Raw genomic sequence first — 12,401 nt, forward strand, 5'->3', positions numbered from 1 at the left:
CTCATCCTGCCCTGTGCCCCCGGCGCGCGCGACCACCACCCGGCACTTGCCGGCGGTACCGTGACCGGCACGGCCCCCGCGGCCGTTCACCGACGGATCCGGCAGTCACCGCACGCCACCCCGGGACGGGCGTCAGACCGGGGGCAGCATCTCGACACCGAGCTGCTGGAGAAGCTGGAACAGCTCGTTGACGCTCCACACATCGACGATCCGGCCGTCGGCGTCGAAGCGCAGGAACGTGGCGCCCGAGTAGCTGACCACCTGCCCGGTCGGTGGCACCGGCCCGAACCGCCCGGCCTGGGTGCCGGCGGCCCGCCAGCGCAGCGCCACCCGGTCCCCGGTGGCCACCACGTCCACCAGCTTGTAGCGCAGGTCGGGGAAGGCGGCCCGGCGGTCCCGGTGCCAGGCCAGGGTCGCCTCCGGGCCGGTCCCGCCCAGCCCCGGGCAGTCCTCGGCCACCAGCTCGTACGCGGACTCCTCGCGCCCGGCGTTCCACACGTCCGCGACGAAGCGCCGGGCCGCCGCCTCCACATCGGTCATCCCGGCAGCCTAGCCAGCGCCCGTCGACCCGCCCCGGCCGGAAGCGGCGGCGCGAGCGGGAGTGCCCGCCGGGCATGCCGGAGATCGGTCAGGATGGGGCGGAGACGACAGGCGGACCCGGAGGGGGCGACGTGGGCGGCGAGGCAGGCACGACGACCGGCGGAAAGTACGTCGAGCCGGGCGGCGAGTTCACCCGGGACCAGCGCTACATCGCCACCCGGATCACCGCCGACGGGCGGTACGGCTATCCGGTGACGCCGGGGCGGTACCGGTTGGCGGTCAGCCGCGCCTGCCCCTGGGCCAACCGGCTGATCATCGTACGGCGGCTGCTCGGGTTGGAGGACGCCCTCTCGATGGCGGTGGCCGGGCCGACCCACGACGCCCGGAGCTGGACCTTCGACCTCGACCCGGGCGGACGGGACCCGGTGCTCGGCATCGAGCGGCTGGCCGAGGCGTACTTCGCGCGCTTCCCCGGATACGAGCGGGGCATCACCGTGCCGGCGATTGTGGACGTGCCGACCGGGCAGGTGGTGACCAACGACTACGCGCAGATGAGCCTCGACCTGTCCACCGAGTGGACGGCGTACCACCGCTCCGGGGCACCCGACCTCTATCCCGAGCGGCTGCGCGACGAGATCGACGAGGTCAACGCGGTGGTCTTCGCCGACGTCAACAACGGGGTCTACCGGTGCGGCTTCGCCGGCAGCCAGGACGCGTACGAGAAGGCGTACCACCGGCTCTTCGACCGGCTGGACTGGCTGACCGACCGGCTGGCCGGGCAGCGCTACCTGGTCGGCGACACGATCACCGAGGCGGACGTGCGGCTGTTCACCACGCTGGTCCGCTTCGACCCGGTCTACCACGGCCACTTCAAGTGCAACCGGAGCAAGCTGACCGAGATGCCGGTGCTCTGGGCGTACGCCCGGGACCTGTTTCAGACCCCGGGCTTCGGCGACACCGTCGACTTCGACCACGTCAAGCAGCACTACTACGAGGTGCACCGGGACATCAACCCGACCGGCGTGGTCCCCCTCGGCCCCGACCTGTCCGGCTGGCTCACCCCGCACGACCGCGAGACCCTCGGCGGACGCCCCTTCGGCGACGGCACACCCCCACCGCCTCCCGCCGAACCGGTCGACCCCGCCCACACCCCCCTGCCCTGAACGCGAGCCCGGCTTAAGCCGGGGACGGTCAGAGGGCGATGCGGACGGCGGCGGTCAGGACGAGCTGGGCGAGGGAGAGGGGTACCAGGACCAGCCAGCAGAGGCGTTGGAGCTGGTCCTCGCGGAGCCGGGGGTAGGACACCCGGAGCCAGATGATCACGAAGGAGACCGCGAAGACCTTCAGCAGCGTCCAGAGCCAGCCGAGCTGCCCGTTGGCGAACGGGCCCTGCCAGCCGCCGAGGAAGAGCACGGTGGTCAACGCGGCGATCACCACGATGCCGACGTACTCGGCGAGCAGGAAGAACGCGAAGCGCAGGCCCGTGTACTCGGTCATGTACCCGAAGACCAGCTCGGAGTCGGCGATCGGCATGTCGAACGGCGGCCGCCGGATCTCGGCCAGCCCGGCGAGGAAGAAGACGATCATCGCGGGCGCCTGCCAGAGCAGCCACCAGGGCTGCCACGCCTCGACGATCCCGGAGAGGCTCAGCGTGCCCGCCGCCATCGCCACCGAGGCGGCGGCCAGCACCAACGGCAGCTCGTAGCCGAGCAGCTGGGCCGCCCCGCGCAGGCCGCCGAGCAGGCTGTACTTGTTGGCCGACGCCCAGGCCGACATCAGCACCGCCACCACGCCCACGCCGACCACGGCGAGGACGAAGAAGAGGCCGATGTCCAGCGGCTGCCCGACCAGGTCGTCCGGGCCGAGCGGGATGACCAGCAGCACCAGCAGGTAGGGCACCAACGCCACCACCGGGGCCAATCGGAACACCGCCCGGTCCGCCTCGCGCGGGGTGACGTCCTCCTTCTGCACGAACTTGATCCCGTCGGCGACCAGCTGCGCCCAGCCGTGGAAGCCGCCGGCGTACATCGGGCCGAGCCGACCCTGCATGTGCGCCATCACCTTGTGCTCGGCCTGACCGACCAGCAGCGGCAGGGTGAGGAAGGCGACCAGCACGCCACCGACCCGGATCACCAGCTCCAACCAGGTGGGCATCAGGCCGTACCTTCCTCGTCGTCGCCGGGGGCCGGCGGGTCGGCCGGCGCCGGGCCGTCGCCACCGCCGGTGGGCCGGGGGGTACGCGCCGGACGCGCGCCCGGGGCCGGCCGGGCGGGCCGCTCCCGGGACGGCCGGGCGGGGGTGCCGCCGCGCGGGCCCTCGCCCACGCCTGCCGCGCCGGCCGGGGTGGGCGTGGTGCCCCACTCCCCCGGCGCGGGCACGCCCGGCGGGCGGATCGGGCGGCGACCACCGCCGGCCTCCGACTCGCCCGGCTCCTTCGCCCCCGGCCACGGCTTGGCGACCCGGGAGGCCAGCACGAACTCCTTGCGCAGCGGATGGCCCTCGAACTCCGGCGGCAGCAGCAGCGGAAGCAGCCCCTCGTGGCCGGCGAAGTCCACGCCGAACATCTCGTGGGTCTCCCGCTCGTGCCAGGCCGCCCCCGGGTAGACGTCGACCACCGACGGCACGGTCGGCGACTCGCGGGGCACCCGGGTCCGCAGCAGCACCCCGTGCCGGTGCCGGGTCGACCAGAGGTGCGCCACCACGTCGAACCCGGCGGCCAGCTCGTCGACGGCGGAGAGCCAGTCGAAGAAATCGCAGGCCAGTCCGTCGTCGTCCCGCACCGCGCGGAGCGCGTCCGACCAGTTCGCGCAGGGTACGTCGACGGTGGCGCGGGCGTAGGACTGACCGCCGGAGACCGACGCGGTGGCCTCGACCGGCGCGAGCAGCGCGACCACCCGCTGGCCGACCTCTTCCGGAGTCATGCCGCTGATCCTATGGCCGGCGGCCCGGGCCCGTATCGGGCCGCCCGCGCCCGGGCTGGTCGGCTTGTCCGATTGCCGAGCGGACGGCGGCCCGGCGGGGAAAGATGAGGACTGTGCGCGCTGTGACTGTGACTCCCGGTGTCCCCGACTCGCTGCGCCTGACCGAGGACTGGCCCGAGCCGGCCTCCGAGGAGGGCGCGATCCTGGTCGAGGGGCTCGCCGTGGGCATCTGCGGCACCGACCAGGAGATCATCGCCGGGGCCTACGGCGAGGCGCCGCCCGGCCAGGAACGGCTGGTGCTGGGGCACGAGTCGCTGGGCCGGGTGCTGGAGGACCCGACCGGCACGTTGCAGCCCGGTGACCTGGTCGCCGGGGTGGTCCGCCACCCCGACCCGCTGCCCTGCCCGAACTGCGCGGTCGGCGAGTGGGACATGTGCCGCAACGGGCAGTACACCGAGCACGGCATCAAGGCGCTGTCCGGCTTCGCCCGGGACCGGTGGCGGGTACAGCCGAAGTTCGCGGTCGGCCTGGACCCGGTGCTCGAGCCGGTCGGGATGCTGCTGGAGCCGACCACCGTGGTGGCGAAGGCCTGGGACCACATCGAGCGGATCGGTCGCCGCGCCGAGTGGAAGCCGCAGACCGTGCTGGTCACCGGGGCCGGGCCGATCGGCCTGCTCGCCGCGCTGCTGGCCACCCAACGCGGGCTGTCGGTGCACGTGCTGGACCGGGCCATGACCGGGCCGAAGCCGGACCTGGTCCGGGCGCTCGGCGCGACGTACCACACGGTGCCGGTGAGCGAGTTGGAGTTCGAGCCGGACGTGGTGGTGGAGTGCACCGGCGCGCCGGTGGTCGTGCTCGACGCGATGTGCAAGACCGCGCCGACCGGCATCGTCTGCCTCACCGGGGTCTCCAGCGGCGGCCGGACCATCGACTTCGACGCCGGCGCGCTCAACCGGGCGCTGGTGCTGGAGAACAACGTCGTCTTCGGTTCGGTCAACGCGGGTCGCAAGCACTGGGACCAGGCCGCCGAGGCGCTCGCCCGGGCCGACCAGGGCTGGCTGAACTCGCTGATCACCCGCCGGGTGCCGGTGTCGGGGTACGCCGAGGCGTACGCCTCCGGACCGGACGACATCAAGGTGGTGCTGGACTTCACGGCCTGAGCGGCCGGGCGGCTCGCGGATCAGATGCCGGGGAGCCGGCCGTTGCGGAACAGGTCCACGAAGAGCTGGTGGTCCTCCCGGGCCCGGTCGCCGTACGCGTGGGCGAAGTCGACGAGGTGCGCCACGAAGCCGTCCGAGTCGGCGCCGATCGCGCCCACGATCGACTCCTCGGTCGAGTAGTCCACCAGGTCGTGGCTGGACTCGTCGTCGGCGACCGAGTGCATCCGGGCCACCGCCCGGCCCAGGTCGGCGAGCACCCCGGCCAGCTCCTCCGGCTCGTTGACGTCGGCCCAGTCCAGGTCGGCGGCGTACGGGGAGATCTCGGCGACCAGCTGGCCGGTCCCGTCCAGCTCGGTGAAGCCCAGCCACGGGTCGGCGTACGCCTGCAGGGCCCGCTGCGACTCGGCCGTGCGGTGTCCCTGGTGCCGGAAGTAGCCGCGGACCCGCTCGTCGTCGATGTGTCTGGCCACCGCCGGCACCTGCGCCTGCTTCATGTAGAGGACGACGTCGTTCTCCAGCGCCTGGGTGTGCCCCTCCAGCAGCAGGTTGTACGACGGCAGGCCGGCCGAGCCGATGCCGACGCCCTTGCGCAGCACCACGTCCTTGATCTTCGACGCCACCGGGCGCAGCCGGACCGCCGCCTCCGGCCGGGTGTCCAGGTACGCCTCGTAGGCGGCGCAGACCTTCTCCCGGGTCTCGCCGTCGATCTCGAAGACGCCGTCGCCGAGGGAGAACCGGCGGTCGTAGTTGTCGATGGTGGTCTGCGTGGCGAGCAGGTCCACCCGGGTGTTCAGCCGGGCCTGCTGGAGCACCCGGCGCAGCACCCCGTCGGCGGTGTCCAGGGTGATCGAGCCGATCGCGTCGTCCCCGCCGGCGGCGATGGCCGACAGCTCGGTCAGGTACGACCGGGCGAACCGGCCGACCAGGTCGCTGATCACCTGGTCGGAGAGGGCCTTGGCGTAGCCGAGCAGCGCCACGCTGGCCGCGAAGCGCTTCAGGTCCCAGGTGAACGGCCCGACGTACGCCTCGTCGAAGTCGTTGACGTTGAACACCAACTGCCCGGAGGCGTTCATGTAGGTGCCGAAGTTCTCCGCGTGCAGGTCGCCGTGGATCCACACCCGGCTGGTCCGGTCGTCGAGGAACGTGTCGTCAGCGAAGTCGCCGAGCTGGTCGGCGTAGAACAGCGACGCGCTGCCCCGGTAGAAGGCGAACGGGGAGGCGGCCATCTTGCGGAACTTGCGGCGGAACGCCGCCGGGTCGAGCGCCATCGACGCGCCGAACTCCGCGGTCAGCACGTCGATGATGAAGGCGGAACGCTGGTCCGCGGACTGGGTCATGGACCGCAGGCTAACCCCCGTCCGCCACCCGTGGCGCTCGTCCGACCGAGCTGGCCGGGCGGGCGGTACGGCGGTCCGGGTCATGTCCGCCATCCAGTCGGACTCCGACGGCCGCCGGTCGGCCCGTCCGGCGGTCAGGACGCGGGTGGGCGTACCGGCGGGGCGGTGAGTGAAGCGACGTCGCGGGGCGCGGCGTCCACCGGTGAGGCGAGCGGGTCGGGCCGGGACACCCCGCCGATGCCGGCCTGCTCGGCGGCGATCTTCTCCTGTAGGCGGAGGATGCCGTGCAGCAGCGCCTCCGGCCGGGGCGGGCAGCCGGGCACGTAGACGTCGACCGGGATGAGCTGGTCGACCCCCTTGGTCACCGAGTACGAGTCCCAGTACGGGCCGCCGCAGTTGGAGCAGGCGCCGAACGAGATGACGTACTTCGGCTCGGGCATCTGGTCGTACAGCCGCTTGATCGCCGGGGCCATCTTGTCGGTGACCGTGCCGGAGACCACCATCAGGTCGGCCTGCCGGGGGCCGTGGGCGAACGGGATCACGCCCAGCCGCATGAAGTCGTGCCGGCCCATGCTGGTCGCGATGAACTCGATCGCGCAGCAGGCCAGGCCGAAGTTGAAGACCCAGAGTGAGTAGCGGCGGCCCCAGTTGAGCACGAACCGGATCGGCTCGCCGAGCACTCCCGGCAGCTGCACGACCGCCCCCTTCCTGACCCTCACCGACAGTCAACCACAGGTCCGGTGCCACCCTCCGAGCAGCGGGTTGCGCGGAGGAACAGCCGGGTTCACGGCAGGAGGGGCTGCAACCCCCTCCGGGGGCATGGAGTGTTACCGGCGCCCAGGGCAGACCGGCCCGACGGTAACGGGGAGGGGCAGTGACAGCAGTGATGGGGGCCCGCGCCAACGAGCCACCGGCAACGCTCGGCGCGGCGGACGGGTTGCTCCGGCCGGCGATCACCTTCGACGACTTCTACCACGCGCACTTCCGTGGCGTGACCACGCAGCTCTGCGCGTACACGGGTGATCTGGGGCAGGCGCAGGACCTGGCCCAGGAGGCGTTCTGCCGGGCGCTGGCCCGGTGGGACCGCCTGGTCCGGTACGACGATCCGGTGGCCTGGGTCCGCCACGTCGCCTGGAACCTGGCCCGCAGCCGCTGGCGGCGGCTGCGCACCGCCCGCAACCACCTGCTGCGGCAGCGGCAGACCGAGGCCGAGGTGGCCGGTCCGACGCCCGACCGGGTGGCCATCGACGCGGCGCTGGCGAAGCTGCCCGCCAACCACCGGCGGGCGGTCATCCTGCACTACCTGGCCGACCTGTCGGTCAACCAGATCGCTACCCAGGAAGGGGTGGCGGAAGGCACGGTCAAGTCCTGGCTGCACCGCGGACGTACCGCGCTGGCCGGGCTGCTCGACGAGACCACCGAGGGGGTGGGCAATGTCTGACATCGACCCGCGACTGCGGGAGCGGTTCGCCGCGTACCGCAGCGACGTGACCACCCGGGTCGCCGGTCCGGGACCCGACCAGGCCCGGCGTACCCTGCGCCGGCGGCGCCGGACGGCCGTGGTGGCCGCCGCGGCGGCGGTGGTGCTGGTGGCGGCCCCGGTGGTCGCCAACGCGGCCCTGCACGGCGACCGGACCGCACCGGTGCCCGGGGTGTCCGTCGACCCGACCGCCCCGCCGACCGGGTTCCCGTCGCCCAGCCCGTCGGAGACCGGTACGACGACGCCGAGGCTGACCGCGCCGCCGCCGGACGGCCACCTCACCCGGTCACAGCTGCTCGGAGCGCCCGTGCCGGTCCCCGCGTGGCGGTCCGACGGGCCACAATGCCCGTCGGGACAGGTCCGGCTGACCACGGACGGCGCACGTCCACTGGCCGCGTTGCTGGTCTCGGTCGACCACGGGGACGTCGACCGGGACGGCGCGGCCGAGACCGTCGTCCGCCTGCGCTGCCTCATGGAGGGCACCGGACCGGAGCAGGTGGTCGTCTACGACCGGGACGCGAACGGCCGGATCGTCGCCCTCGGGCAGGTGGTCGCCCTGCCGGGCTCCACCGAGAAGGGTTGGCTCGAAACCGTTGAGGTGCGATCGGACGGCCAGATCCGGGTGCAGGTGATGGACCAGGGGCCGGGCTCCGGCTGGCCCGTGCAGTGGGTGCAGCACCAGTGGCGGACGTTCCGGTGGGACGGTTCGGGCTTCGACCAGGTGCTCGGCGAGACCGCGTTGCCCGTCAACCCGTACTCGGTGGACCTGTCGGTCACGTCGACCGACCTGCGGCTGACGAAGAACGCTGACGGGTCCCGCTCCGGCACGATCGACGTCCGGATCCGGCACCTGGGCGGCCGGGAGGCGACCGGGGTCGACCTGCGGCTAGACCTGCAGTGGGGCCTGTTTCCGGTGCGGAACAGCTGGACGATGTGCCGCAACGACTACCGCAGCACCCGGGATCCGGTGCAGTGCCGGCTGGGGCCGATCCGTCCCGGCGCCGAGCTCACGGTCCGGCTCAGCCTCGAGGTGCCGCAGGGATACGGCTTCACTCCCGAGGAGAGGTTGGTGAGTGCCCACGCCCTCGGGCCGGAGGACCAGGCGCTGATCGAGCGGAACGAGGAGAACAACCAGGTCAACCCCAGGCTCGGGTGAGCCGGGGCGGGCACAGCCCGGTCGGGATTCGTCCCGGCCGGGCCACGGCCGGGTCCGACCCGGCGGTGGCGCGGATGAACAGTCGGTTTCCCGGCAGAGCGGGCTGTGACCTCGTGCCCCGGCATGTCACGTTATGACCCGACTCACATCCCCTCTTCCGGCCACCAGCTGGCCGCCGCCATGTCCACCCCGGCCGGGCGCAGCGGGCAGCCCTCGGCCTGCAGCCGGGCCCGGGCCTCGACCTCGTGCCCGGGCGGCAGCCGGCCGGCGGAGTTCACCACCCGGTGCCAGGGCACCCCGCCGCCGTGCCGGGCCATGATCGAGCCGACCAGCCGGGCCGAGGCCCGCCCCGAGCGCTCGGCGAGGGCGTCGGCGACCGCCCCGTACGACATCACCCTGCCCGGCGGGATCCGCTCGACCAGCGCGAGCACCGCTTCGACGTACTCCTCCGGCGTCATGACCGGCCACGATATGGGAAGGCGACCGGCTCCGGTGGGACCGGACGCGCAGAATGGGCGGGTGCGCGAAGCAGTCACCTCGGCCCGGCGGATCGTCGTCAAGATCGGTTCGTCCTCGCTGACCACCGCGACCGGCGGGCTGGACGACGCACGAGTCGACGAGCTGGTCGACACGCTCGCCGCGCTGGCCGCTGCCGGGCACGAGGTGGTGCTGGTCTCCTCCGGCGCGATCGCCGCCGGGCTGGCCCCGCTCGGCCTGGCCCGGCGACCCCGCGACCTGGCCACCCAGCAGGCCGCGGCGAGCGTCGGGCAGGGCCTGCTGATCGGCCGGTACGCGGCCGGCCTCGCCCGGCACCGGCTCACCGTCGGGCAGGTGCTGCTGACCGTCGACGACGTGACCCGCCGGGCGCACTACCGCAACGCGTACCGGACCCTGCGCAAGCTGCTCGACCTGCGGGCGGTGCCGATCGTCAACGAGAACGACACGGTGGCCACCGAGGAGATCCGGTTCGGCGACAACGACCGGCTGGCCGCGCTGGTCGCCGCCCTGGTCGACGCCGACCTGCTGGTGCTCCTCTCCGACGTGGACGCGCTCTGGACCGGCGACCCGGCCCAGCCGGGCAGCGCCCGGATCACCGAGATCCGCGGCGAGCGGGACCTGGCGGCGGTCGACATCGGCGGCGCCGGCCGGGCCGGGGTCGGCACCGGCGGGATGGTCACCAAGGTCGAGGCGGCCCGGATCGCCACCGGCTTCGGCATCCCGGTGGTGCTGACCGCTGCGGCGCTGGCCGCCCGGGCGCTGGCCGGCGAGCCGGTCGGCACGTTCTTCCACCCCGCCGAGCGGCGACCGGCCGCCCGGCTCTTCTGGCTGGCGCACGCCACGGCGCCCCGGGGGCGGCTGCACCTCGACGCGGGAGCGGTGCAGGCCGTGGTGGGGCGGCGCAAGTCACTGCTGCCGGCCGGGATCACCGCCGTCGACGGCGCGTTCACCGCCGGGGACCCGGTGGACCTGGTGGACGCCGGGGGCGCCCCGGTGGCCCGGGGGCTGGTCAACTACGACGCGGTGGAGCTGCCCGGACTGCTCGGCCGCTCCACCGGTGAACTCGCCGCGGCGCTCGGCCCGGCGTACGAACGGGAGGTCGTCCACCGCGACGACCTCGTGCTGCTGTGAGGAGTGGACCCATGAGCGTCAGCGAGCAGGCCCGCCGGGCCCGGGAGGCGGCCGGGGAGCTGGCCGTCGCCACGCGTACCGCCAAGGACGCCGCGCTGCACGCGATGGCCGACGCGCTGGTGGCGCGTACGCCGGAGGTCCTGGCCGCCAACGCGACGGACCTGGCGGCCGGGCGCGAGGCCGGGCTGACCGCGGCCGTGCTGGACCGGCTCGCCCTCGACGCGGGCCGGGTCGCCGGCATCGCCGACGCGCTGCGCCAGATGGCCGCGCTGCCCGACCCGGTGGGCGAGGTAGTCCGCGGCTCGACCCTGCCCAACGGCCTGGAGCTACGGCAGGTCCGGGTGCCGTTCGGGGTGGTCGGCATCATCTACGAGGCCCGGCCGAACGTGACCGTGGACGCCGCCGGGATCTGCCTGAAGTCCGGCAACGCGGCGCTACTGCGCGGCTCCTCCTCGGCGGCGCACTCCAACGCCGCGCTGGTCGCAGTGCTCCGCGACGCGGTCGCCGGGGCCGGCCTGCCGGCGGACGCGGTGCAGCTGCTCGACGCCACCTCCCGCGACTCGGTCAAGGAGCTGATGCGGGCCCGCGGCCTGGTCGACGTGCTGATCCCGCGCGGCGGCGCGTCGCTGATCCGCACCGTGGTCGAGGAGTCGACGGTGCCGGTGATCGAGACCGGGGTGGGCAACTGCCACGTCTACGTCGACGCGGCCGCCGACCTGGCCAAGGCGGTGGCAGTCACCCTCAACGCCAAGACCCAGCGACTGTCCACCTGCAACACCGCCGAGTCGCTGCTGGTGCACGCGGACGTCGCCGACGCCTTCCTGCCCGCGGTGCTGGCCGCCTTCGCCGACGCCGGGGTGACCGTGCACGGCGACGCCCGGGTGGCCGCGTACTCGGCCGCGGTGATCCCGGCCACCGAGGAGGACTTCGGCACCGAATACCTCTCCGCCGACATCTCGGTCGCCGTGGTCGACTCGCTGGACGCGGCGGTCGCGCACATCCGCCGCTACGGCACCGGCCACACCGAGGCGATCGTCACCGACTCGCAGCCCGCCGCCCGGGAGTTCGTGGCTCGGGTCGACGCGGCGGCGGTGATGGTGAACGCCTCCACCCGGTTCACCGACGGCGGCGAGTTCGGCTTCGGCGCGGAGATCGGCATCTCCACCCAGAAGCTGCACGCCCGCGGCCCGATGGGGCTGCCCGAGCTGACCAGCACCAAGTACGTGGTCACCGGGGACGGGCACCTGCGCTGACGCCGGCCGCCGCTCAGCCGGCCGGGGTGGCCGACCCGACCGCCGGGCGGCAGGCGCGAATCGCCCGCAGGGTGGTGTGCACGTCGAACTGGTGGCCGTCGTCGCTGTCCCAGCCGCCGTCGCTGCGCTGCGTCTCGGCGAGCCGCTTGCGCGCCGAGACCAGCAGCCACTGCTCCTCGCCCACCTCGACCCGGCGCAGCGTCGCGGCCAGCCACGCCACGTCGGCCGGGGACATCTCCGGGATCCGCTCGGCCAGCACCGCCTGGATCCGCGCCGACTCGTAGTACATCTGCTGCCGGTGCAGCACGGCCGCGCTCAACCAGCCGGCGGGCAGGAACGACGGCCAGCTCCCGTCCGGGGCGAGCTGCCCGGCGAGCGTCTGCGCCGCGGCCTGCACCACCCCGGCGTACGCCCCGCCGACGCGGTGGTCGAGCGGGCCGGCGGCGCGGGCGTCCAGCCCGGCGACGGTCAGCCAGAACCCGGCGTTGGCGGTGAGGTAGAGCTGGGCCTCCGGGTCGCCGGGACGGGCCCACTCGGGGGCGAACCCGGCCAGCGCCGGGTCCTCGTCCCAGCCGCCGTCGGGGAGCTGCCGGACGGCCAGCCAGTCCAGGGCGTGCCGGGCCGCCGGGCGACCGAGCGCGCCGAGGTCGTCCAGCTCGCCGAGGCGGAAGCAGGTCGCGTCGACGGAGGCGACGTCGCTGCCCAGGGTGGCCGGCCAGCCGCCACCCGGCGTCTGCCCGGCCTCGGCCGCGTCGAGCAGTTCGACCGGCACCGGCGCCCCGGTGCGCAGCCGGGAGAGGCGGGCGCGGTCCACCGCATCACCATGAGCCACGACGAAGCCGATCGCGGCGTCCAAGTCGACCACGGCGGCAAGGCTACCGGCGCAAACGCGGTTACGCCTCGGTAGCTCGGCCAACGTGGCCCG

Annotated in this window: 13 protein-coding genes; 6 read left to right on the top strand and 7 right to left on the bottom strand. The window is 73.8% G+C overall.

Features of this window, described 5'->3' with window-relative positions; all coding sequences use genetic code 11:
* Positions 1 to 132: 132 nt before the first annotated feature.
* Positions 133 to 540, bottom strand: a complete 408-nt coding sequence (locus ACLQ2U_RS14450) for an ester cyclase (protein ID WP_425751141.1) — start codon at positions 538 to 540, stop codon at positions 133 to 135.
* 74 nt (positions 541 to 614) lie between these two features.
* Between ACLQ2U_RS14450 and ACLQ2U_RS14455 the strand changes: the two genes are divergently transcribed.
* Entirely contained in the window at positions 615 to 1,703 is a 1,089-nt protein-coding gene (locus ACLQ2U_RS14455; protein WP_425751142.1) for a glutathione S-transferase family protein, read from the top strand.
* Between the two features lie 28 nt (positions 1,704 to 1,731).
* Here the strand turns inward: ACLQ2U_RS14455 and nuoH are convergent, their stop codons facing one another.
* A complete protein-coding gene (nuoH, locus tag ACLQ2U_RS14460) occupies positions 1,732 to 2,694 on the bottom strand; it encodes an NADH-quinone oxidoreductase subunit NuoH (RefSeq protein ID WP_425751143.1) in 963 nt (320 codons plus the stop codon).
* Positions 2,694 to 3,461: an NADH-quinone oxidoreductase subunit C gene (locus ACLQ2U_RS14465; protein WP_425751144.1), complete on the bottom strand. Its 768-nt coding sequence runs from the start codon at positions 3,459 to 3,461 to the stop codon at positions 2,694 to 2,696. Before ACLQ2U_RS14465 ends, nuoH begins: the two co-directional genes overlap by 1 nt.
* Before the next feature lie 113 nt (positions 3,462 to 3,574).
* Between ACLQ2U_RS14465 and ACLQ2U_RS14470 the strand changes: the two genes are divergently transcribed.
* Positions 3,575 to 4,621, top strand: coding sequence for a glucose 1-dehydrogenase (locus ACLQ2U_RS14470; protein WP_425751145.1), 1,047 nt, complete (start codon positions 3,575 to 3,577; stop codon positions 4,619 to 4,621).
* 20 nt (positions 4,622 to 4,641) lie between these two features.
* Here ACLQ2U_RS14470 and ACLQ2U_RS14475 read toward each other — a convergent pair whose 3' ends face one another.
* Positions 4,642 to 5,958: a DUF2252 domain-containing protein gene (locus ACLQ2U_RS14475; protein WP_425751146.1), complete on the bottom strand. Its 1,317-nt coding sequence runs from the start codon at positions 5,956 to 5,958 to the stop codon at positions 4,642 to 4,644.
* A 134-nt stretch (positions 5,959 to 6,092) separates the two neighbouring features.
* The gene (locus ACLQ2U_RS14480) at positions 6,093 to 6,653 is read right to left on the bottom strand and encodes an NADH-quinone oxidoreductase subunit B (RefSeq protein WP_425751147.1); all 561 of its coding nucleotides are present in this window, start codon (positions 6,651 to 6,653) and stop codon (positions 6,093 to 6,095) included.
* A 179-nt stretch (positions 6,654 to 6,832) separates the two neighbouring features.
* Between ACLQ2U_RS14480 and ACLQ2U_RS14485 the strand changes: the two genes are divergently transcribed.
* Positions 6,833 to 7,399: a SigE family RNA polymerase sigma factor gene (locus tag ACLQ2U_RS14485; protein ID WP_425751148.1), complete on the top strand. Its 567-nt coding sequence runs from the start codon at positions 6,833 to 6,835 to the stop codon at positions 7,397 to 7,399.
* Positions 7,392 to 8,594, top strand: coding sequence for a hypothetical protein (locus ACLQ2U_RS14490; protein WP_425751149.1), 1,203 nt, complete (start codon positions 7,392 to 7,394; stop codon positions 8,592 to 8,594). Before ACLQ2U_RS14485 ends, ACLQ2U_RS14490 begins: the two co-directional genes overlap by 8 nt.
* Positions 8,595 to 8,737: 143 nt before the next feature.
* On the opposite strand, the gene ACLQ2U_RS14495 is transcribed toward ACLQ2U_RS14490, so the two are convergent.
* On the bottom strand, positions 8,738 to 9,052 hold the full coding sequence (locus tag ACLQ2U_RS14495) for an MGMT family protein (RefSeq protein ID WP_425751150.1): 315 nt from the start codon (positions 9,050 to 9,052) through the stop codon (positions 8,738 to 8,740).
* A gap of 13 nt (positions 9,053 to 9,065) precedes the next feature.
* Here ACLQ2U_RS14495 and proB point away from each other — a divergent pair, with 13 nt between their 5' ends.
* Together proB and ACLQ2U_RS14505 are read left to right on the top strand one after the other, a co-directional pair.
* A complete protein-coding gene (gene proB / locus ACLQ2U_RS14500) occupies positions 9,066 to 10,223 on the top strand; it encodes a glutamate 5-kinase (protein ID WP_425751379.1) in 1,158 nt (385 codons plus the stop codon).
* 11 nt (positions 10,224 to 10,234) lie between these two features.
* Complete coding sequence (locus tag ACLQ2U_RS14505; RefSeq protein WP_425751151.1) at positions 10,235 to 11,476, top strand: glutamate-5-semialdehyde dehydrogenase; 1,242 nt, start codon at positions 10,235 to 10,237, stop codon at positions 11,474 to 11,476.
* A gap of 13 nt (positions 11,477 to 11,489) precedes the next feature.
* Here ACLQ2U_RS14505 and ACLQ2U_RS14510 read toward each other — a convergent pair whose 3' ends face one another.
* Entirely contained in the window at positions 11,490 to 12,392 is a 903-nt protein-coding gene (locus tag ACLQ2U_RS14510) for a squalene--hopene cyclase (protein ID WP_425751380.1), read from the bottom strand.
* Positions 12,393 to 12,401 lie beyond the last annotated feature (9 nt).

Source organism: Micromonospora sp. DT47, from assembly GCF_049844475.1.
Lineage (GTDB): Bacteria > Actinomycetota > Actinomycetes > Mycobacteriales > Micromonosporaceae > Micromonospora.